17 protein-coding genes and 2 tRNA genes are annotated in these 19760 nt (G+C 70.6%); 13 read left to right on the top strand and 6 right to left on the bottom strand.

The genetic code is table 11. The features are described 5' to 3' along the window. Position 1 precedes the first annotated feature (1 nt). From ACFWJW_RS18055 to ACFWJW_RS18040, 4 genes are all read left to right on the top strand, one after another. Entirely contained in the window at positions 2-628 is a 627-nt protein-coding gene (locus ACFWJW_RS18055; RefSeq protein ID WP_387241721.1) for a M48 family metallopeptidase, read from the top strand. Between the two features lie 115 nt (positions 629-743). Beyond that, positions 744-2450, top strand: a complete 1707-nt coding sequence (locus tag ACFWJW_RS18050; protein ID WP_387241718.1) for a TerD family protein — start codon at positions 744-746, stop codon at positions 2448-2450. Positions 2451-2465: 15 nt separating this feature from the next. After that, positions 2466-3149, top strand: a complete 684-nt coding sequence (locus ACFWJW_RS18045) for an AIM24 family protein (protein WP_327224673.1) — start codon at positions 2466-2468, stop codon at positions 3147-3149. 20 nt (positions 3150-3169) lie between these two features. Next, positions 3170-3928 (top strand): AIM24 family protein, encoded by a 759-nt coding sequence (locus ACFWJW_RS18040; RefSeq protein WP_387241714.1) that lies wholly within the window; start codon positions 3170-3172, stop codon positions 3926-3928. 82 nt (positions 3929-4010) lie between these two features. Here the strand turns inward: ACFWJW_RS18040 and ACFWJW_RS18035 are convergent, their stop codons facing one another. Together ACFWJW_RS18035 and ACFWJW_RS18030 are read right to left on the bottom strand one after the other, a co-directional pair. Next, complete coding sequence (locus tag ACFWJW_RS18035; protein WP_387241711.1) at positions 4011-4541, bottom strand: NUDIX hydrolase; 531 nt, start codon at positions 4539-4541, stop codon at positions 4011-4013. Then, entirely contained in the window at positions 4538-6001 is a 1464-nt protein-coding gene (locus tag ACFWJW_RS18030) for a zinc-dependent metalloprotease (protein ID WP_387241708.1), read from the bottom strand. Before ACFWJW_RS18030 ends, ACFWJW_RS18035 begins: the two co-directional genes overlap by 4 nt. 192 nt (positions 6002-6193) lie before the next feature. On the opposite strand from ACFWJW_RS18030, the gene ACFWJW_RS18025 reads away from it, so the two are divergent. From ACFWJW_RS18025 to ACFWJW_RS18010, 4 genes are all read left to right on the top strand, one after another. Next, entirely contained in the window at positions 6194-7345 is a 1152-nt protein-coding gene (locus ACFWJW_RS18025) for an SDR family oxidoreductase (RefSeq protein ID WP_085922801.1), read from the top strand. 104 nt (positions 7346-7449) lie between these two features. Continuing rightward, complete coding sequence (locus ACFWJW_RS18020; protein ID WP_387241704.1) at positions 7450-7929, top strand: molybdenum cofactor biosynthesis protein MoaE; 480 nt, start codon at positions 7450-7452, stop codon at positions 7927-7929. Between the two features lie 313 nt (positions 7930-8242). Continuing rightward, positions 8243-8425: a hypothetical protein gene (locus ACFWJW_RS18015; protein ID WP_042148404.1), complete on the top strand. Its 183-nt coding sequence runs from the start codon at positions 8243-8245 to the stop codon at positions 8423-8425. Between the two features lie 126 nt (positions 8426-8551). Continuing rightward, positions 8552-9649, top strand: a complete 1098-nt coding sequence (locus ACFWJW_RS18010; protein ID WP_387241700.1) for a PDZ domain-containing protein — start codon at positions 8552-8554, stop codon at positions 9647-9649. A 72-nt stretch (positions 9650-9721) separates the two neighbouring features. Here the strand turns inward: ACFWJW_RS18010 and ACFWJW_RS18005 are convergent, their stop codons facing one another. After that, on the bottom strand, positions 9722-10276 hold the full coding sequence (locus ACFWJW_RS18005; protein ID WP_387241697.1) for a PPA1309 family protein: 555 nt from the start codon (positions 10274-10276) through the stop codon (positions 9722-9724). Between the two features lie 136 nt (positions 10277-10412). On the opposite strand from ACFWJW_RS18005, the gene ACFWJW_RS18000 reads away from it, so the two are divergent. The 4 genes from ACFWJW_RS18000 to ACFWJW_RS17985 all read left to right on the top strand — a co-directional run bounded on the left by ACFWJW_RS18000 (position 10413) and on the right by ACFWJW_RS17985 (position 15727). Continuing rightward, a complete protein-coding gene (locus tag ACFWJW_RS18000) occupies positions 10413-13298 on the top strand; it encodes a UPF0182 family protein (protein WP_387241947.1) in 2886 nt (961 codons plus the stop codon). A gap of 109 nt (positions 13299-13407) precedes the next feature. Continuing rightward, positions 13408-13481, top strand: a tRNA-Met gene (locus ACFWJW_RS17995). Positions 13482-13687: 206 nt separating this feature from the next. Next, the gene (locus tag ACFWJW_RS17990) at positions 13688-15538 is read left to right on the top strand and encodes a sel1 repeat family protein (RefSeq protein WP_387241694.1); all 1851 of its coding nucleotides are present in this window, start codon (positions 13688-13690) and stop codon (positions 15536-15538) included. A 115-nt stretch (positions 15539-15653) separates the two neighbouring features. Then, positions 15654-15727: transfer RNA gene (locus ACFWJW_RS17985), tRNA-Met, on the top strand. 465 nt (positions 15728-16192) lie between these two features. On the opposite strand, the gene ACFWJW_RS17980 is transcribed toward ACFWJW_RS17985, so the two are convergent. After that, positions 16193-16612, bottom strand: coding sequence for a Fur family transcriptional regulator (locus ACFWJW_RS17980; RefSeq protein WP_387241691.1), 420 nt, complete (start codon positions 16610-16612; stop codon positions 16193-16195). 161 nt (positions 16613-16773) lie between these two features. Here ACFWJW_RS17980 and ACFWJW_RS17975 point away from each other — a divergent pair, with 161 nt between their 5' ends. Further along, positions 16774-18237, top strand: a complete 1464-nt coding sequence (locus ACFWJW_RS17975) for a catalase (protein ID WP_387241688.1) — start codon at positions 16774-16776, stop codon at positions 18235-18237. Between the two features lie 166 nt (positions 18238-18403). Here the strand turns inward: ACFWJW_RS17975 and ACFWJW_RS17970 are convergent, their stop codons facing one another. Both ACFWJW_RS17970 and hisN read right to left on the bottom strand, forming a co-directional pair. Continuing rightward, on the bottom strand, positions 18404-18805 hold the full coding sequence (locus ACFWJW_RS17970; RefSeq protein ID WP_387241944.1) for a cyclic nucleotide-binding/CBS domain-containing protein: 402 nt from the start codon (positions 18803-18805) through the stop codon (positions 18404-18406). A gap of 150 nt (positions 18806-18955) precedes the next feature. Then, a complete protein-coding gene (hisN, locus tag ACFWJW_RS17965; RefSeq protein ID WP_387241685.1) occupies positions 18956-19759 on the bottom strand; it encodes a histidinol-phosphatase in 804 nt (267 codons plus the stop codon). Position 19760 lies beyond the last annotated feature (1 nt).

The raw sequence follows: 19760 nt of genomic DNA, 5'->3' as shown, positions 1-19760 counted from the left end.
CGTGCCCGCCGACCCTCCCGCCCACGGTTCAGGGGAAACCCCTCTGCGCCGCGCCGCTGACACCTCGCGCGGTGCCGCCCCCGGCCCCGTCGCCCGCGGCTCGGGCACCAGCGCCGTCGAGGTGCGCCGCAGTTCACGACGGCGCAGAACGGTCTCCGCGTACCGCGAGGGCGACCGCACGGTGGTCCTGATTCCGGCCCGTATGTCCGAGGCGGAGGAGCGGCGCTGGGTCACCGTCATGCTGGACAAGCTCGCCGCCCAGGAGAGCAAGCGGATGCTGGGCGACGGCGAGCTGGCCGAGCGCGCCGAGCGGCTGTCCGGCCAGTATCTGGACGGCCGGGCCCGCCCCGCCTCGGTGCGCTGGGTGACCAACCAGAACACCCGCTGGGGATCGTGCACCCCGGCCGAGGGCAGCATCCGCCTTTCGCACCGCCTCCAGGGCATGCCGGAGTACGTCATCGACTACGTCCTGCTGCACGAACTCGCCCATCTGCTCGTCCCCGGCCACGGCCCCCGCTTTTGGCGACTGCTGGAGTCCTACGCCCGTACGGAACGGGCCCGCGGCTATCTCGAAGGGGTGGTCGCGGCCGACCGGCTGCCCCATCTGCCCGTCGCCCGCGGGGAATGACGGCGCGCAAGCCCGACGAGATCCGTCGCGCCCCGGCATCGCCCGCTGTCGGCGCCAGCGGTTAGCCTGGCCGCGCAGAGGAACTCACAGCCGGAGCGGGGGACGGGCGTTACGTATGGCCAGGGAATTCCAGCGGGGCCACAAGGCCAAAATCAGTGATCTGACGGCGGGAACGGATCTGTACGTCGGTGTGCAGATCGCCGGAGCCGGCCTGTCCTTCGACATCAGCTGCTTCGGCCTGGACGGCGACGAGCGGCTCTCCGACGACCGGTACTTCATCTTCTTCAACCAGCCCAAGTCGCCCGAGGAGTCGATCCAGCTGCTCGGCGCGCAGGCCGGCGACAGCGAGTCCTTCCGGGTCACCCTCGACAAGATCCCGCCGCACATCCAGAAGCTCTCCTTCACCGCCGCGCTCGACGGCGCCGGCCAGGTCTCGCAGATCGGCCCCGGCTACCTCCGGATCGTGGCCGGCGGCGAGGAGGTCGCCCGCTACTCCTTCGACGGCAGCGAGTTCAGCACCGAACGCGCCGTCATGCTCGGCGACTTCTACCTCAAGGACGTCTGGCGGTTCGCCGCCGTCGGCCAGGGCTTCGACGGCGGCCTCGAGGCGCTGCTGAAGAACTTCGGCGGTGAGGTCGCCGAAGAGGCCGAGGCGCAGCCCGGCACGTCCGCCACGGCACCGGACGTGCCGGGCTTCGCCCCGCCGTCCGGGCCGGCCGCCCCCGCACCGTCCTTCGGGGTGCCCGCCGCGCCGCCCGCCCCCGACTTCGGCCCGCCCCAGGGCGCGCCGCAGGAAGCACCCCCGGCCGCACCCCAGCCCCCGCAGGCCACCGCGCCGCAGGTCGACAGCGCGCCCACGCTCGCCGCGCCGCTGGCCCCGCCCGGCCCGGTGCCGCCGCCCGGCGTGCCCGGCCAGCAGCCGCCGGCCCCGTACGGCCGGCCGGCGCCCGGTCAGGACCCCTACGGCCCGCCGCAGCCCGCACCCAGCGGCTACCCCGGCCAGCCTGCCCCGCAGGCACCTCCCTATGGGCAGCCCGCACCGCCGCCCGGCGGATACGGCGCCCCGCAGGGCCGGCCCGCCCCGTACGGCCAGCCGGGACAGCAGCCCCCGGGCGCCCCCTACGGCGGCGGCCAGGCACCGGCCGTGCCCCAGGGCGGCGGCCCCGGCCTCGGCGTCGTACTGGACAAGTACAAGGAAGCCCCCACGGGGCAGCGCTGGACCCCGCAGAACAGCAGGCTGATCCGCGTCGACCTCGGCGTCGACGGCCAGCCGGTGCTCGCCCGCCAGGGCAGCATGGTGCTCTACCAGGGCAAGGTCGACTTCGGCTACAAGGGCGCCGGCTTCCGCGGCCGGATCGTCGGCAACGCCACCGGCCAGGAAATGCAGCTGATGCGCTGCACCGGCCAGGGCCAGGTCTTCTTCGCGGAGAACAGCGCCCATGTGCACCCCATCGAGCTCCAGGGCGACGCCATCTGTGTGTCCGCCGAGGCGGTCCTCGCCTTCGACGAGTCGCTTCAGCACGAGGTCCGCCGCATCGAGGGCCACGGCATCCCCGGTGGCGCCCTGTTCACCATGCAGTTCCAGGGGAGCGGCACCGTCATCGTCAAGACCCAGGGCACCCCGGTCGTCCTGCCGGTCACCCCGACCACCTTCGCCGACGCCAACGCCATCGTGGCCTGGTCCGCCGCCTCGCAGGTGATCATCTCCAGCCAGGTGAGCCTGCGCCGGCACGCCTACCCGGGCCACTCCGGCGAGACCGTGAACCTCCAGTTCCGCGGTGCGCCCGGCAACTTCATCGTCGTCCAGCCCTACGAGGTCTGAGGGAGCCCGCACGTCATGAACCAGCAGCAGCTGTCGGGCTATGTCCCGACCCCGCCCGCCGCCCGTATGGAGAACCACGGCAGCGCCATGGTGAAGATCGCCATGCAGAGCGGCCAGGACGTCTTCGCACGCACCGGCTCGATGGTCGCCTACGAAGGCTTCGTCCAGTACGAGCCGAACCCGCCCGCCGTCCGCCAGATGGCCTCCCAGTGGCTCACCGGCGAAGGCGCGCCCCTGATGAAGTGCTCCGGCGACGGCCTGCTCTACCTCGCCGACTACGGCGCCGACGTCGTCTGCATCAACCTCAACGACGACGCGCTCTCCGTCAACGGCACCAACCTCCTCGCCCTCGACGCCCACCTCCAGTGGGGCGTGCAGCGCGTCAAGGGCATGGCGAAATTCGCCGGCCAGGGACTCTTCAACGTCCAGATCTCGGGCACCGGCTGGGTCGCGCTGACCTCCCGGGGCACGCCCATCGTCGTCGACTGCGGCCGCGGCGAGGACGAGACCTATGTGGACCCCGACGCCCTCGTCGCCTGGTCCACCCATCTGAAGATGAAGGGCAAGCGCAGCTTCAAGGCGTCCTCGATGATCGGACGCGGCAGCGGCGAGGCGTACCAACTGGGCTTCTCCGGCCAGGGGTTCGTCGTCGTCCAGCCCAGCGAGGACAGCACCGACCGGCTCCGGGCCCGGGGCTGAGGGGGAGGACCGAACACGCCATGCAGAGTCCGCTTTTCGCCTTCACCGAGGCACAGACCCAGGACCGCTACGCCCTTCAGAACAGCCAGCTGCTGCGCGTCGCCCTCCAGGGCCACGAGGACGTCCTCGCCCGTAAGGGCACGATGGTCGCCTATCAGGGGCTGCTCGAATTCGACGGCAACTACCAGACGCCGGGCCAGCACCGGACCCGAGCGCACTCCGGTGAGGGCCTCGACCTGATGCGTGTCTCCGGGCAGGGCACGGTCTATCTGGCCAACCTCGCCCAGTACGTCCATGTCGTCGACGTCGACCACGACGGCCTGACCGTCGACAGCAGCTATGTCCTCGCGCTGGACTCCGGCCTCCACTGGGAGGTCGTCTCCGTCGACAGCCAGTACGGCATCTCCGGCACCGGCAAGTACCAGCTCAACATCTCCGGACGGGGCCAGGTCGCCCTGATGACCTCCGGCCAGCCGCTGATGTTGCAGGTCACGCCCGACAAGTACGTCAACGCCGACGCCGACGCGGTGGTCGCCTGGTCCGCTTCGCTGCGCGTCCAGATGCAGGCGCAGACGCACTCCTCGGGAGTGTTCCGCCGGCGCGGCAACACCGGCGAGGGCTGGGAGCTGAGCTTCCTCGGCCAGGGCTACGCACTGGTCCAGCCCAGCGAGCTGCTGCCGCCGCAGAACGCGGTGCTCGGCTCCGGTGTGGCCGCCCAGTTCGGCATGGGCCAGCAGGGCGCCCGGGGACAGAACCAGGGCAACATCTTCACCAACTGAGCCCGCCGGCCGGCCGCTGACACACCTCCGGCGCCCGCCCCAAGGGAAGGGACGGGGCGCCGGACGGTGTGGCCGCTGCCGTCTAGAGCAGCGCGCGGGTGCGCTCCACCAGGCGCACCACCGACGCATCGGCGACAGCAGGCACCTCGTCGTACCCGAACCACCGCAGGTCCAGCGACTCGTCGCTGATCTCCGCCACCGCGTCCGCGGGCGCCAGCGCCGCATACTGCACGTCCAAATGCCAGGCACAGGGCGTGTGATGACGGTCCAGCCGCACCGGGCCGCCGGGCAGCAGCGTCAGCCCCCGCGCGATCCCGGACTCCTCACGCGCCTCACGCAGCGCCGCATCGGCCAGTGAGGCATCCTCGGGCTCACAGTGGCCGCCCATCTGGAGCCACATCTTCAGCTTGCGGTGCAGGGTGAGCAGCACCCGCCCGCCGGCCGGATCGATCACCAGCGCGCTGGCCGTGAGATGCCCGTCCTTGCAGGGCTTCCACATGCCGTCCTGATGGGCGGCGAGATGATCCAGATACGTCAGCCGCAGCTGTTCCTGGTCGGGGGACGGCGCGGGCCACTCCTTGAGCACCCGCGCCGCGTCCTCGCGCAGACTCACTTGTCGCCGTCGCCCTTGCTCTCGCCGGGGGCCTCGTCCGGGCCGTCGCTCTCCCGGGCGGGCTTGCCCAGATCCGGCTTGCCGCCGCTCGCGGCCTCGCCGAGCATCTTGTCGAGCTCGGAGAAATCCGGCTGCTCGTGGTGCACGAACCCGTCCGGGTCGTCCAGATCGGCCGCCGTCGGCAGCATGTCCGGGTGCTCCCACAGGCCGTCGCGGCCCTCCAGGCCCCGCGCGTCCGTCAGCGACGCCCACAGCCGCGAGGCGTCCCGCAGCCGCCGCGGACGCAGCTGGAGACCGATCAGCGTCGAGAACGTCTGCTCGGCGGGGCCACCGCTCGCCCGGCGCCGCCGCAGCGTCTCACGGAGCTTGTCCGCCGACGGCAGATGCGGCTTGGCGGCGGCGTGAACCACCGCGTCCACCCAGCCCTCGACGAGCGCCAGCGCGGTCTCCAGACGGGCCAGCGCCGCCTTCTGCTCCGGAGTGTCCTCGGGCTGGAACATGCCCTGCTGAAGGGCGTTCTGGAGCTCCTCGGGATGCTGCGGATCGATCTGGCCGACCACGTCCTCCAGCTTGGTCGTGTCGACCTTGATCCCGCGCGCATAGCCCTCGACGGCACCGAACAGATGCGAGCGCAGCCACGGCACATGGGCGAAGAGCCGCTGGTGGGCGGCCTCGCGCAGGGCCAGATACAGCCGCACTTCCTCCTCCGGGACGCCCAGGCCCGCGCCGAACGTGGTGATGTTCCCCGGCAGCAGCGCGGCCTTGCCGGCCGGGCCCAGCGGCAGCCCGATGTCCGTCGAACCGACGACCTCGCCGGCCAGTACGCCCAGCGCCTGGCCGATCTGGGTGCCGAACATCGCGCCGCCCATGGAGCGCATCATCCCGAGCAGCGGGCCCGCCATGGCCTGCATCTCCCCGGGCAGCACATCGCCCATGGCCGCCCCGACGCGCTCGGCGAGCGGGTTGACCAGGTCCTTCCACACCGGGAGGGTCTCCTCGACCCACTCGGCGCGGCTCCAGGCCACCACCGAGCCGGAGCCCGACGGCAGCGATGTCACACCGTCCAGCCACAGGTCCGCCAGCCGCACGGCCTCCTCGACCGCGGTGCGCTCACCCGGCGACAGGCTCGCGTCCTTGCTGCCGTCCTCGGCGCCCTGCGCGACGGTCTGCCGCGCGATGTCCTTGGCCATGTCCCAGTTCACCGGGCCGCCCTCGTAAGAGAGCATCTGCCCGAGCTTCTGGAAGGCGGCTCCCAGGTCTCCAGGGTTCATCTCGCCACCGGGGCCGCCCATGCCGCCGAAGAGCGCCGCGAACGGATTGTCCGCGCCGCCGCTCCCGCCGCCGAACCCGAAGGGGTCCGCGGGGCCCTGGCTACCTCCCTGGCCGCCCTTCTTCTTGCCGTTGTCGCCGTCCTCCGGCTCCTCCGGCGGAAGGCCGAATCCAAATGGGGTGTCACTCACGGGTTTCCTCGGCTCGTAGGGCCGCCGACCAGGTGGCCGACGGCGGCTGCCCGACATCACCTCCAGCGTAGACACCCGGACCGCTTCGGGGCTCGGTGCTTCGCTGTCCCGGTGGCTGCGGCAGGATGGACGCCACCTGGTGCGTACGCATGACCACACGTTCGCACTGAAGACAACCGCTGGAGACGCCCGGTGAGTTCCCCAGATCCGACCGTTCGCGCAGCGCGAAACGCTGCGGCCCAGACCGAGAAGGCAGGCAATGGCGCAGACGGCACCACGGACCGGCCGCTGCGCCGGCCCGTCGTCGCCGTCACCGGAGCCGCGTCCGGGGTCGGGGCGCTGCTGACCCGCGCCCTGGTCGCATCCGACGAGGTCAAGGAGGTGGTGGCCATCGACGAGCGGCGCGGCGACGTCGCCGAGGCACACTGGCACGTCCTCGACGTCCGGGACCCCGCCATCGCCGACAAGCTGCGCGGTGCGGACGTCGTCGTCCACCTGGCGCTCGACCTCGACCTGGAGACCGACGACGCGGCGCGCACCGCCTACAACGTGCGCGGCACCCAGACCGTGCTCACCGCCGCCGCGGCCGCCGGCGTCCACCGGGTGGTGCTGTGCACCTCCGCCATGGTCTACGGGGCGCTGCCCGACAACGATGTGCCACTGGCCGAGGACGCCGAGCTGCGCGCCACCGCGGACGCCACCGGCGTCGGCGACCTGCTGGAGATCGAGCACCTGGCGCACCGCGCGCCCCGCGCCCACCCCGGCCTCAACGTCACCGTGCTGCGCCCCGCCGTCCTGGTGGGCGGCACCGACACCGCGCTGACCCGCTACTTCGAATCGCCCCGCCTCCTGGTCGTCGCCGGATCCCGCCCCGCCTGGCAGTTCTGCCATGTCGAGGACCTGGTCAGCGCCCTGGAGTACGCCGCGCTGGAGAAGGTCGACGGCGAGCTGGCGGTGGGCTGCGACGGCTGGCTGGAGCAGGAGGAGGTCGAGGAGCTGTCCGGCATCCGCCGCATGGAGCTGCCGTCCTCGGTGGCCCTGGGCGCCGCGGCCCGGCTGCACCGGATCGGCCTGACGCCGTCGCCCGCCGGGGACCTCGCGTACACGATGCACCCGTGGGTGGTCAGCGGCAGCCGGCTGCACGATGCGGGCTGGCGGCCCCACTGGACGAACGAGGAGGTGCTGGCCGAGCTCCTGGAAGAGGTCGCCGGACGGCACACCGTCGCCGGCCGCCGGCTGGGCCGCAAGGATGCCACGGCCGCGGGTGCCGCCGGCGCCACCGTCGCCCTCCTGGGCACCGCCGCCCTGGTGCGGCGCGCCCGTAAGGCCCGCCGCCGCATCTGAGCCGCACCGGGCCCGCCGGGCTGGAGGAGTCTCCATACGGCGGGCCGGACGACGGGCGGAAACGGCCATTCCCGCGGCGCCCCCGGTTGCGGCACGATGGGGGCATGTCTGGCACGCCCTCCCCTTCGTCCCCCGGCCGCGACCACCCCGGTGAGCGGGCCGCGGCGGACCCGATCCGGCTCCTGGAGATCCGCGACACCCCGCTCTCCGTGGACGAGGTGTTCGCGGCCGTGGGCGACGCGGCGGCCGGCGGCACGGCCCTGTTCGTCGGCACGGTCCGCTCGCACGACAGCGGCGCCGACGTCGAGGGTCTGGGCTACTCCGCGCACCCGACGGCCGAGGCGGAGATGCGCCGGATCGCCGAGAAGGTGACCGCCGAATTTCCCGTCCGTGCGCTGGCCGCCGTCCACCGGGTGGGCGATCTGCGCATCGGCGATCTGGCCGTGGTCGTCGCGGTGTCCTGCCCACACCGGGGCGAGGCGTTCGACGCCTGCCGCAAACTGATCGACGACCTCAAGCACGAGGTACCGATCTGGAAGCACCAGACGTTCTCGGATGGGACCGAAGAATGGGTCGGCGCGTAGCGCTGTCTTCTGGGGGTGGAGGTCGGGTGACGGGCGGGCGGGTCGGCGCGTAGCGCTGTCTTCCTGACGGGCGGAGGGTGGGAATGCAGCCGATTTCCGGTGAGTAATCCCCCGTCCTCCGGGCAGTCGACAGGAGAGACGGGGCGGGGGCGTTGACCCGGAGTTCACGGGACGGTGAGCTCCGAACGTGAGGCCGAACCGGTGCCATGTGTTCCGGTTGCGTAACCCGCCCCCTGGCATGAGCGTTGACCCAGCAGATGGTTAATCTGCTTATTCGTCGATCGCGGTTGTACAAGGGGTTGGGAGGTCGCTGATGGGTGCGCTCCTCTGGTTGCTGATTCCGGTCGGCGCCGGGCTGATTGCCGCGGTGTGGAGCAGTTGGACCATGCGGAATCGCAAGACCGGGGACGTGGCAGAACTCGCGGGCTATGCCCGGTTCCGGGATGCCATGGAAAAGGAACATTCCGTTTCCGAGCCCGCCTCGGATCCGGTCTGACTATCGCCGTTTCTCCGCGGAAGCAAGCGCCACCCTCCGGGGTGGCGCTTTTCTGCGGGCGGGTGCCCGGCCCCGTACGGACGGCCCCGCGGGCCGGTTGTCATACCCGTCCCGTACTGTCGTTCCATGCCACGCCGCACCGCGACGCTGCTCGCCTCGATCCTGATGTTGATCGCGCTGCTCTGCGCAGGGGTGCTGATCCCCGTGCCGTACTCCGAGATGTCTCCGGGGCCGACGGTCAACACCCTTGGTGATCACGACGGCGAGCCGGTGCTCCAGATCTCCCAGCGGAAGACCTATCCGACGACGGGTCATCTCAACATGACCACCGTCCGGGTCACCGGCCCCGACTACCGCATGAACCTCTTCGAGGCGGTGTACGGCTGGCTCGGTCACGACAACGCCGTGGTGCCGCACAAGACGCTCTACCCCGAGGGGCAGACGGCCGAGCAGGCCGACCAGGAGAACGCCGAGGAGTTCAGCCAGTCCCAGGAGAGCGCCAAGGCCGCCGCGCTCAAGCAGCTGCACCTCCCGGTCGCCGCCCAGACCGTCGTCGGCTCCGTCGTCAAGGACAAGCCCGCCGAGGGCCGGCTGCACGCGGGCGATGTGATCAAGGCCGTGGACGGCACGGCGGTCAAGCAGACCGGCGACGTCGCCAAGCTCGTCACCCGCCACAAGCCGGGCGAGAAGGTCGTCTTCACGATCATCCCCGCCAAGGAAGCCGCCGCGGCGGAGAAGCAGGGCAAGAAGGCCGTGACCGGCGCGAAGCAGATCACGATCAGCACGCAGAAGGCGGACGACGGCCGCGCCATCGTGGGCATCCAGGCCGATGTGGATCACACCTTCCCGTTCCCCATCGACGTCAAGCTGGCCGATGTCGGGGGACCGAGCGCCGGGCTGATGTTCGCGCTCGGCATCGTCGACAAGCTCACGCCCGGGGACATGACCGGCGGCAAGTTCGTGGCAGGTACGGGCACCATCGACGACAAGGGCAAGGTCGGCCCGATCGGTGGCATCGCGATGAAGACGGTCGGTGCGCGCGACAAGGGCGCGGAGTTCTTCCTGACGCCCAAGGAGAACTGCGCCGCGGCGGCCAAGGACACCCCGAAGGGGCTGACCCTGGTCAAGGTCGGCACCATAGGCGACGCCGTCAAGGCGCTGGAGAAGATCCGCAAGGGCGACAGCGCCGGCCTGCCGAGCTGCGGCCCGACAGGCCGGTCCTAGGGCCGGCCCGTCCCGGGCCCCGGGAGCCGGACGCGAGCCGTCCGGCCCGGGGAGGGGCCCGGAACGCCGCGGTCAGACCTCGAAGGTCGCGGCCAGCGCTTCCGCCAGGCCCGGTACGAGCGCCGAGCCGGTGAGGACCTCGGACGTGGAGTCCTTCTCGCGCAGCCGCAGGGCCGACTCCCGGCGTCCGTCCCGCAGCACGGCCACCGTCATCCGGACCTCCTGGCGGTCCGGGTGCTCGGCGACCCACTTGGCGAGCTGCGCCTCGTCCATGCCCGCGGGCTCGGAGTCCTCGGCGGACGGCGGCAGCATCAGCCGCTCGACGGTCAGCGCACAGCCGGTGACGGCATCCGGCCAGGCGATGGTGGCCAGGAACTCGTCCAGCGGGACACCCGCCGGGATCTCGTCCTGCTCCACAGGGGTCAGGGACGTGGTGGTGGAGTCGTCGATACCGAGCTGGGCGGCGAGCGAGGGCTCCTGCGCACGCAGCTTGGCGGTGTCGACGAGGGCGAACAGTCGGGCCGGCTGATCCCAGCCGAGCCCGGCGCTGTACTCGTCGATCTCGAGTACCGCGCGGGTCAGGGGGTCGGCGGCGAGGGGGGTGCCGTCAACGGGGAGGTTGGTCATGCTCAACATCGTGCCTTGTGTACCCCGGAAAGCGGGAACTGAGTAAAGCCTTCGTAAGTTGCATCGGTGGGTCCTACTATCGCCGGGCCTGCTCCACACGACAGCGAACTTCGAGGTGCGCACCTTGGCTTTCCAGATGCCGGACCGCGGCGGAGGCCCGACAGGGCCACGGATCAGAGTCGGCCGACCATCGCGGCGGATCCGGACCCTGCTCATGACATTGGGTGTGCTGGCCGTACTGGCCATGCTCTTCGTGATGTTTGCGGGGTTTTGGACGGATTGGCTCTGGTATCGATCGGTCAAGTACTCCTCGGTCTTCACGACCACCCTGCTGACCAAGATCGGTCTGTTCTTCGCCTTCGGCGTGGTGATGGCCGCGGCCGTCGGCGTCAACATCTGGCTGGCGCACCGGCTGCGGCCGCCGCTGAGCGCGATGTCCATGGAGCAGCAGAGCCTGGACCGCTACCGGATGAGCATCGCGCCGTTCAAGAAGTGGGCGCTGATCGCGATCACGGCGGTGATCGGGCTGATCGCCGGTGCCTCCGCCTCCGGCGAGTGGCGCACCTGGCTCCAGTGGGTCAACGGCGTCCCCTTCGGCAAGAAGGACCCGCAGTTCGGGATGGACGTGGCGTTCTACGCCTTCGATCTGCCCTGGTACCGCTTCCTGTTGAGCTTCGGCTTCGCCTGCGCTGTGCTGTGTCTGGTCGCCGCGGCGCTGACGCACTACCTCTACGGCGGGCTGCGGCTGACCAGCCCCGGTTCGCGGGCGACGGCGGCGGCGACCGGCCATCTGTCGGTGCTGCTGGGCATCTTCGTCTCACTCAAGGCGATCGCGTACTGGCTCGACCGGTACGGCCTCGCGGTGAAGTCCAGCGGCCTGAAGTCGGCCGACAACTGGACGGGCCTGCGGTATGTCGACGCCAACGCCTATCTCCCGGCGAAGACCATCCTGTTCTTCATCGCGGCGATCTGCGCGGTGCTGTTCTTCGCCACCCTCTGGCGGCGGACCTGGCAGCTGCCGGTGATCGGCTTCGGCCTGATGGTGCTCTCGGCGGTCCTCATCGGCGGGCTGTATCCGGCGATCGTGCAGAAGTTCCAGGTCCAGCCGAACGAGCAGGCCAAGGAAGCGCCGTACATCAAGCAGAACATCAAGGCGACCCGGGACGCGTACGGCATCCAGGGCTCCGAGGTCACGCCGTACAAGGGCGACTACCAGCCCACCGGCAAGGCGGACAGCCAGCGGCTGCGGGACAACGCCGACACCACGGCCGCCATGCGGCTGCTCGACCCGAACGTGGTCTCGCCGGCCTTCCAGCAACAGCAGCAGGTGCGGGGGTACTACCAGTTCCCCTCCACCCTGGACGTCGACCGCTACAAGGACAAGGACGGCGCCGAGCAGGACACCGTCATCGGTCTGCGTGAGCTGAACATCGCCGGTATCCCCGAGCGCAACTGGATCAACGACCACTTCAAGTACACCCACGGCTACGGCGCGGTCGCCGCCAAGGGGACGGAGGCCGCCGAGGGCGGTGGTCCGAAGTACACGGAGTCGGATCTGCCGGCCAAGGGGCAGCTCGGCAAGTACCAGCAGCGGGTGTACTACGGCGAGAAGACCTCGCAGTACTCCATCGTCGGCGGTCCGCAGAAGGAACTGGACTACTCCGACGACAGCGGCGAGAAGAGCTACAGCTACCAGGGCAAGAGCGGCGTCAACCTCGGGAACCCGGTCAACCGTGCCGCGTACGCGGTGGCGTTCGGGGAGCCGCAGATCCTCTACTCCGGCGCGATCGGCGACGGCTCGCGGATCCTGTACAACCGCACGCCCAAGGAGCGCGTCGAATCCGTCGCCCCCTGGCTGACCATCGACGGCGACGCCTATCCGGCGGTCATCGACGGCCGGATCAAGTGGATCGTGGACGCCTACACCACCAGCAACGGCTATCCGTACGCCTCGCGCACCACGCTCGGCGACAGCACGGCCGATTCGCTCACCGACGGCCAGCGGGCGGTGGTGGCCCAGCAGAACCAGGTCAACTACATCCGCAACTCCGTCAAGGCGACGGTGGACGCCTACGACGGTTCGGTGAAGCTCTACCAGTGGGACGACAAGGACCCGGTCCTCAAGACCTGGATGAAGTCCTTCCCCGGCACGGTCGAGAAGAAGAACGCCATAAGCCCGGCGCTCAAGGAGCACCTGCGCTACCCGCAGGACCTGTTCAAGGTGCAGCGCCAGCTGCTGACCACGTACCACGTCACGGACCCCGGCACCTTCTACACCGGCTCCGAGCGCTGGCAGATCCCGAACGACCCGACGACCAAGTCGGGCAACGCGGTTCCGCCGTACTACCTGAGCATGAAGATGCCGGACCAGAAGAACCGCGCGTTCTCGCTGACGACGACCTTCACGCCCAACAAGCGCGACAACCTCGGTGCGTTCATGGCCGTCGACGCCAATGCGACCAGCGGCGACTATGGCAAGATCAGATTGCTGAAGCTGCCGTCGGAGACGCCGGTGCCCGGCCCGCAGCTGGTGCAGTCGAAGTTCAACTCCGATCCGGTCATCGCCAATGAGCTGAACATCCTCAAGAAGTTCGGCGACTCGGAGATCGAGTACGGCAATCTGCTGACCGTGCCCCTGGACGGCGGACTGCTCTATGTCGAACCGGTGTATCTGCGCGGTGCCAACACCAACTACCCCCTTCTGAAGAAGGTGTTGGTCAGCTACGGCGACAACAAGCCCGTCCTGGAGGACTCCCTCAAGGACGCGCTGGACGTGGTCTTCGGCAAGAAGGCGCCCAGTACGGGCACGGAGCAGCCGCCGGGCGGCGGCGACACCGGGCAGCCACCGTCCGACCAGACGGTGCAGCAGGCCCTCGCCGATGCGCAGAAGGCGTACGAGGAGGGCGAGAAGGCACGCGCCGGAGGCGACTGGGCCGGTTACGGCGAGGCCCAGAAGAAGCTGAAGGCGGCGCTGGACCGGGCGGCGAAGGCGTCCGAGAAGGGCGGCAAGCCGGGCAGCTGAGCCGGCCGCCGTCTCTCCGGGCCCTGTGGCCGCCGGTGCGAACCGGTGGCCACAGGGCCGCGTCGGTGCGGGGGCCGTCGGCCACCGTGATACCTTGAGGGCACAACGACGCGGGGTGGAGCAGCTCGGTAGCTCGCTGGGCTCATAACCCAGAGGTCGCAGGTTCAAATCCTGTCCCCGCTACTGAAGACGAAGGCCCGGATCCTCAAGGATCCGGGCCTTCGTCATGTGTTCAGGTCGATTCCGGGAAAGGCCGGGTCGTACGGCCCATGTGGGGAAGCTGTGTGCTTGAGTTTGCCAAGTCGTCGTGTCGGGAAGTCGACAAACCGCTGAAGTGACCTCACTGGCTGCGGTATACCAGGTGTACGCGGGTTACAGGTGATGCGACGATGGGTCTTATGGGGGACAAGGCAAGGTTGTTGGAGACGGACCGGTTTGTGCATGCGCCCGACGACGGGCGCGAATCCGACCTGCAAATGGACGCGATGGAGGCCGCGGAGGCCGCCGAGGCGTCCGATGCCGTGACCGAGTCCGGCCATCGTCGGGCCGCCGAGGCGGGCGACACCGCCGCGATGAGCGCGCTCGGCGCGATGCTGCTGCGCCGCGGTGACCTCGACGGCGCCGAGCCGCATCTGCGGTCCGCGGCCGCCGCCGGGGACCGCGCCGCGGCCAACAACCTGGGCGTGCTGCTCCACCAGCGGGGCTACGGGGACGAGGCGGCCGGCTGGTGGCGGATCGCCGCCGTGGCCGGTTCCGCCGCCGCCGCACACGCCCTCGGGCGCCACTACCGCGAGCGCGGCGACGAGCCGGCCGCCGAGTACTGGCTGCGCCAGTCCGCCGAGTCCGGTCACTGTCTGGGCGCCTATGCCCTCGCCGACCTCCTGGAGCACCGCGGCGACATCGGCGCCGAGCGCTGGTTCCGTACGGCCGCCGAGCGGGGCCACCGCGAGGCCGCGTACCGCCTGGCCCGGCTCATCGAGGACGGGCGCGACGCGGACCACCGAGCGGTCCCCGCGTACGGGGAGCTGAAGCAGCAGGAGGAGGCCGAGCAGTGGTACCGCCAGGCCGCCGCGCGCGGCCACCGGCGGGCCGCGCTCCAGCTGGGCGCGCTGCTGGAGGAGCGCGGTGACGTCCAGGAGGCGGGGCGCTGGTACCTGTCCGCCGCCAAGGACGGGGAGGCGCGCGCCGCCTGTGCGCTGGGCTTCCTGCTGCGCGACGCGGGGGACGAGGAGAGCGCCGCGGAATGGTGGCGGCGCGCCGCCCAGGACGGCGATGGCAACGCTGCCAACGCGCTCGGGGCGCTGCACGCCGACCGCGGTGAGCTTCAGACCGCCGAGCGCTGGTACCGCGTCGCCCTGGATGCCGGGGATGTCAACGGCGCCTACAACATCGGGCTGCTCTGTGCCGAGCAGGGCCGGGAGGGGCGCGGTGAGCAGTGGTACCGCCGGGCCGCCTACGCCGGGCACCGCGAGGCCGCCAACGCGCTGGCCATCCTGCTGCTCCAGCGCGGCGACGCCGCGGGGGCCGAGCCGTGGTTCTCCAAGGCGGCCGAGGCGGGCAGTGTGGACGCCGCGTTCAACCTCGGCATCCTCTTCGCCGGGCGGGGTGCGGAGCGTACGGCGCACACCTGGTACGAGCGGGCGGCCGCGGCCGGGCACACCGAGGCGGCGCTTCAGGTCGCCATCGTGCAGCTGCGGGACGGTGAGCTCGAGGACGCGGAGCGCAATCTGCGCTGTGCGGCCGGTGGCGGCAGCGCCGAGGCGGCCTTCCGGCTCGCCGACCTCCTCGACCGCCAGGCGGCGGCCGCGGGCGAGGGCCTGGCGGACGGGGAGCGCGCGGCGGACGACGAGAGCGTGCAGTGGTACGAGCGGGCCGCGCGCCAGGGTCACCGGCGCGCCCAGGTCCGAGTTGGTATGTTCGCGGCGGCTCGTGGGGAGGTCGTCGAGGCCGCCGAGTGGTACCGCGCGGCGGCCGAGGCCGGGAGCCGTAACGGCGCCTTCAACCTCGGGCTGCTGCTGGCCCGTGAGGGCAGCCTGCCGGAGGCCGCCCTGTGGTGGCAGCGCGCCGCCGAGGCCGGGCACGGCCGGGCGGCGCTCCGGCTGGCGCTGCTCGCCGCCCGGCGTGGGGCGCTCGCGGAGGCGCAGAGCTGGTGTGCGCACGCCGTGGAGCTGGGCCCGCCGGAGGTGGCGGAGCGTGCGGCACGGCTGCGTACGGCGCTCCAGGAGGAGCTCAGCGCGTAGCGGGCGGCAGAGGTGCCCGGAAGCCCGGGGCCGGGCCCACAGGGCCGGGTCCCGGGCCCCGCGGAAGGAATTTGCGCTGGTCGTCGGGCCAGGGTTACAGTGTGGAACACAACGACGCGGGGTGGAGCAGCTCGGTAGCTCGCTGGGCTCATAACCCAGAGGTCGCAGGTTCAAATCCTGTCCCCGCTACTGAAGACGAAGGCCCGGATCCTCAAGGATCCGGGCCTTCGTCGTGCTCGGAGGGGGAGCCCGGGGCCGGCCGCCTCGGCGTGCGAGCGGTAGCCGGCGGGCCGGCGCTCCGACAGTGATGCCCCTGTGGCCTCCCCGGCGGCCCGGGGGCGGGCCTTCTGGTGTCCGCCCGCGGTGCCCTTACTGGCCTCCTGGGTGGCCGACGCACCCCCGGTTCCAGTCCGCCCCGCGTGGTGCCCGGTGGCCGAAAAGAGTGGCCCCCCGGTGATGTGACGGCTCGTCAGATTTAACCGAGGGGTGGGCGGGGCATGGCTGTGCGATATGTGCCGTGGTGGGGGTGTGGTGGCGAAGCAGACGGGACGGCCGGTGCCGGGCATGCGAAGGAGCCCGCGGCCGGGTGGGGGCGGGCTCGGTGGGGAGTACGTGATCGGGTGCGGCCCGGACGGCGGGCGGTTTGCCCTGGGGTCAGGACGGGGCGCTGCACGTGGGGCAGATGCCCCGGTAGGTCACGGTGACCTCGGAGACCTGGAAGCCGTAGCGCTCCGGCTCGGGCAGGGCGGACAGCGGGTCGCCCTGGACGTGGACGTCCCGGATCGTGCCGCACCGCGAGCAGACCAGGTGCTGGTGGTCGTGGTGGGCGTTGGGGTCGTAGCGCTTGGCCCGGCCGTCGGTGCTCACTTCGAGCACCTCGCCGAGCGACACCAGCTCGCCCAGGGTGTTGTAGACCGTCGCGCGGGAGATCTCGGGCAGCCGGGACGACGCCAGCGCGTGCACCTCGTCGGCGGTGTAGTGGACGTGGTCCCCGTCGAGGACCTCGGCGACGACGCGTCGCTGCGCGGTCAGCCGCCAGCCGCGTCCCCGGAGCCGTTCAAGCAGGTCACTCATGCCATTCACCTATCAGTCAGATAGACCCAGGGTAGCAGTGGGGGATCCATCACCGGATCGTGTACGAGTCTCGCTTCCTTCTTGACTTAGACATTGTCCAATGTAGGATCGTGACCGGCGCAAGCCAAGGGCAGGTGGAGAAGACTTTTCAGGAGGCGCACGTGTCGGTAGAGAGCACCACTGGACCGCTGACCACGGAGTCCGGGGCCCCGGTCGGGGACAACCAGAACAGTGAGACGGCGGGCATCGGCGGACCCGGCCTCATCCAGGACCAGCTCCTGATCGAGAAGCTCGCGCACTTCAACCGGGAGCGCATCCCGGAGCGCATCGTGCACGCCCGCGGCGCCGGTGCGTACGGCACCTTCACGGTCACCGCGGACGTGACCAAGTACACCCGCGCCGCGTTCCTCTCCGAGGTCGGCAAGCAGACCGAGACGTTCCTGCGCTTCTCCACGGTCGCGGGCAACCTCGGCTCCGCCGACGCGGTGCGTGACCCGCGCGGCTTCGCGCTGAAGTTCTACACCGAAGAGGGCAACTACGACCTCGTCGGCAACAACACCCCGGTGTTCTTCATCAAGGACGCCATCAAGTTCCCGGACTTCATCCACACCCAGAAGCGCGACCCGTACACCGGCTCGCAGGAGGCGGACAACGTCTGGGACTTCTGGGGTCTGTCGCCCGAGGCCACCCACCAGGTCACCTGGCTGTTCGGCGACCGCGGCATCCCCGCCTCCTACCGCCACATGAACGGCTACGGCTCGCACACCTTCCAGTGGAACAACGAGGCCGGCGAGGTCTTCTGGGTCAAGTACCACTTCAAGACCGACCAGGGCATCAAGAACCTCACGACCGCCGAGGCCGCGGAGACCTCCGGCCTCGACCCGGACAGCCACCAGCGCGATCTGCGCGAGTCCATCGAGCGCGGCGACTTCCCGAGCTGGACCGTCCAGGTGCAGATCATGCCCGCGGCCGAGGCGGCCAACTACCGCTTCAACCCCTTCGACCTGACCAAGGTCTGGCCGCACGAGGACTACCCGCCGATCGAGATCGGCAAGCTGGAGCTCAACCGCAACCCGCAGAACATCTTCGCCGAGGTCGAGCAGTCGGTCTTCTCCCCGCACCACTTCGTGCCGGGCATCGGCCCGTCCCCCGACAAGATGCTCCAGGGTCGTCTCTTCGCCTACGGCGACGCGCACCGCTACCGTGTCGGCATCAACGCCGACCACCTGCCGGTCAATCGCCCGCACGCCACCGAGGCGCGCACCCACGGCCGGGACGGTGTGCTCTACGACGGCCGGCACGCCGGACAGAAGAACTACGAGCCCAACAGCTTCGGCGGCCCCGCCGAGACCGGCCGGCCCCTGTGGCAGCCGGCCGCCGTGACCGGCCCCACCGGCGAGCATGTCGCGCCCTCGCACGCGGAGGACGACGACTTCGTCCAGGCCGGCACCCTCTACCGCCTGATGGCGGAGGACGAGAAGGCGCGCCTGATCGACAACCTGGCGGGCTTCATCGCCCAGGTCTCCCGCGATGACATCGCCCAGCGGGCGATCGAGAACTTCCGCAAGGCGGACGCGGACTACGGCAAGCGGCTGGAAGCCGCGGTCCAGGCCCTGCGCGGCTGAGCGGGTGCCCCTCTTTGCGGCTAAACCGCCGCCGCTCTCGCGGAGGTGGTAACTCGCCGTAGGGGTTGCTCAATTGTCGCTTGCCGTAATAAGCGAAGAGGCCGGATGCCAGTGGGCTTCGGCCTCTTCGTGTGTGCGGCTCCAGGGGGGCGGAGCCGCATGGGCGTCAGGCGGGTACGGGGCGGGTTCGTTCCGTGGTGGTCGACCAGCAGCGGATGATGTCGCGTACGGAGACCACGCCGACCGGTTCCTGGTCGTTGAGCACGATCAGATGGCGGAAGCCGCCGCGCACCATGGCGTCCGCGGCATCGTCCAGGGTCCACTCCGGAGCGGCGAAGACCACGTCCGGGGTGGTGTGGGTCTGGGCGGTCTCCCGGTCGGGGTTCTCGCCCGCGCCGAGGGAATTGAGGATGTCGCGCTCGGTGAGGATGCCGATGCCGCAGGTGTCGTTGTCGAGGACCACGGCCGCGCCGAGGCGGCGGGCCGCCATCAGCTGCGCCGCCTGGCGGAGGGTGTGAGCGGGCCCGATGGTGAGGAGCACCGTGCTCATGGCGTCTTTGACGTACATGGGCATGGAGTGGAGCCACCTCCTTGGTGAATGTGCTTGCGAAGAGATTCACAAGTTCACAAAGTGGGGGATTCTCATGTTCACATGCCTCCGTCGATGCAACAAGGGGCAATTGCTGGACGGTTGTCCGAATGCGCGCCCCGCCGCAGGTCAGTGCGGGGAGTCGCCGAGATAACCCAGCAGATCCTCGTGCAGCAGACCGTTCGAGGCCGCCGCGTTGCCGCTGTGCGGGCCCGGCTTGCCGTCCAGGCCGGAGAACTGTCCGCCGGCCTCCTTCACCACCACCGCGCAGGCCGCCATGTCCCACAGCGACAGCTCCGGCTCCGCGCAGATGTCCACCGAACCCTCGGCGATCATCATGTACGGCCAGAAGTCCCCGTAGCCCCGGGTGCGCCAGCAGTCCCGGCTCAGGTCCAGGAAGTTGGACAGCTTGCCGCGCTCCTCCCAGCCGGTCAGCGACGAGTACGCGAACGAGGCGTCCTGGATGCGGCCGACCTGGGAGACCTTGAGCCGGGTCGCGGAGGTCAGGCTGCGGCCGGTGAAGGCGCCCAGGCCGTCGGCGGCCCACCAGCGGCGGTTGAGCGCCGGTGCCGAGACGATGCCGACCACCGGGCGGTCACCGCCTTCCCCGCGCTCCATCAGTGCGATCAGCGTGGCCCAGACCGGGACCCCGCGGACGTAGTTCTTCGTGCCGTCGATCGGGTCGATGATCCAGCGGCGCGGCCCCGCGCCCTCGCTGCCGAACTCCTCGCCGAGCACCGCGTCCCGTGGCCGGGCCCGCTGGAGCTGGCTGCGGATCAGCTCTTCGGCGGCCTTGTCCGCCTCACTCACCGGTGTCATGTCCGGTTTGGTCTCGACCTTGAGGTCGAGGGCCTTGAAGCGCTCCATGGTGGCGGCGTCCGCGGCGTCCGCGAGGACATGGCCGAGGCGAAGATCATCGTGATAGTCGGGCATG

The sequence above is a fragment of the Streptomyces sp. NPDC127097 genome (assembly GCF_042724075.1).
GTDB lineage: Bacteria > Actinomycetota > Actinomycetes > Streptomycetales > Streptomycetaceae > Streptomyces.
The sequence above is the reverse complement of the archived record's forward strand: the minus strand, read 5'-3'. Positions and strand labels throughout refer to the sequence as shown.

Coding starts and splice junctions, on each gene's coding strand:
- ACFWJW_RS17990 (WP_387241694.1), top strand. CDS start 13,688: ATGGGTCTTATGGGGGACAAGGCAAGGTTGTTGGAGACGGACCGGTTT.
- ACFWJW_RS17970 (WP_387241944.1), bottom strand. CDS start 18,805: ATGTACGTCAAAGACGCCATGAGCACGGTGCTCCTCACCATCGGGCCC.
- ACFWJW_RS18050 (WP_387241718.1), top strand. CDS start 744: ATGGCCAGGGAATTCCAGCGGGGCCACAAGGCCAAAATCAGTGATCTG.
- ACFWJW_RS18045 (WP_327224673.1), top strand. CDS start 2,466: ATGAACCAGCAGCAGCTGTCGGGCTATGTCCCGACCCCGCCCGCCGCC.
- hisN (WP_387241685.1), bottom strand. CDS start 19,759: ATGCCCGACTATCACGATGATCTTCGCCTCGGCCATGTCCTCGCGGAC.
- ACFWJW_RS18020 (WP_387241704.1), top strand. CDS start 7,450: ATGTCTGGCACGCCCTCCCCTTCGTCCCCCGGCCGCGACCACCCCGGT.
- ACFWJW_RS18005 (WP_387241697.1), bottom strand. CDS start 10,276: ATGACCAACCTCCCCGTTGACGGCACCCCCCTCGCCGCCGACCCCCTG.
- ACFWJW_RS18040 (WP_387241714.1), top strand. CDS start 3,170: ATGCAGAGTCCGCTTTTCGCCTTCACCGAGGCACAGACCCAGGACCGC.
- ACFWJW_RS18000 (WP_387241947.1), top strand. CDS start 10,413: ATGCCGGACCGCGGCGGAGGCCCGACAGGGCCACGGATCAGAGTCGGC.
- ACFWJW_RS18010 (WP_387241700.1), top strand. CDS start 8,552: ATGCCACGCCGCACCGCGACGCTGCTCGCCTCGATCCTGATGTTGATC.
- ACFWJW_RS18015 (WP_042148404.1), top strand. CDS start 8,243: ATGGGTGCGCTCCTCTGGTTGCTGATTCCGGTCGGCGCCGGGCTGATT.
- ACFWJW_RS17980 (WP_387241691.1), bottom strand. CDS start 16,612: ATGAGTGACCTGCTTGAACGGCTCCGGGGACGCGGCTGGCGGCTGACC.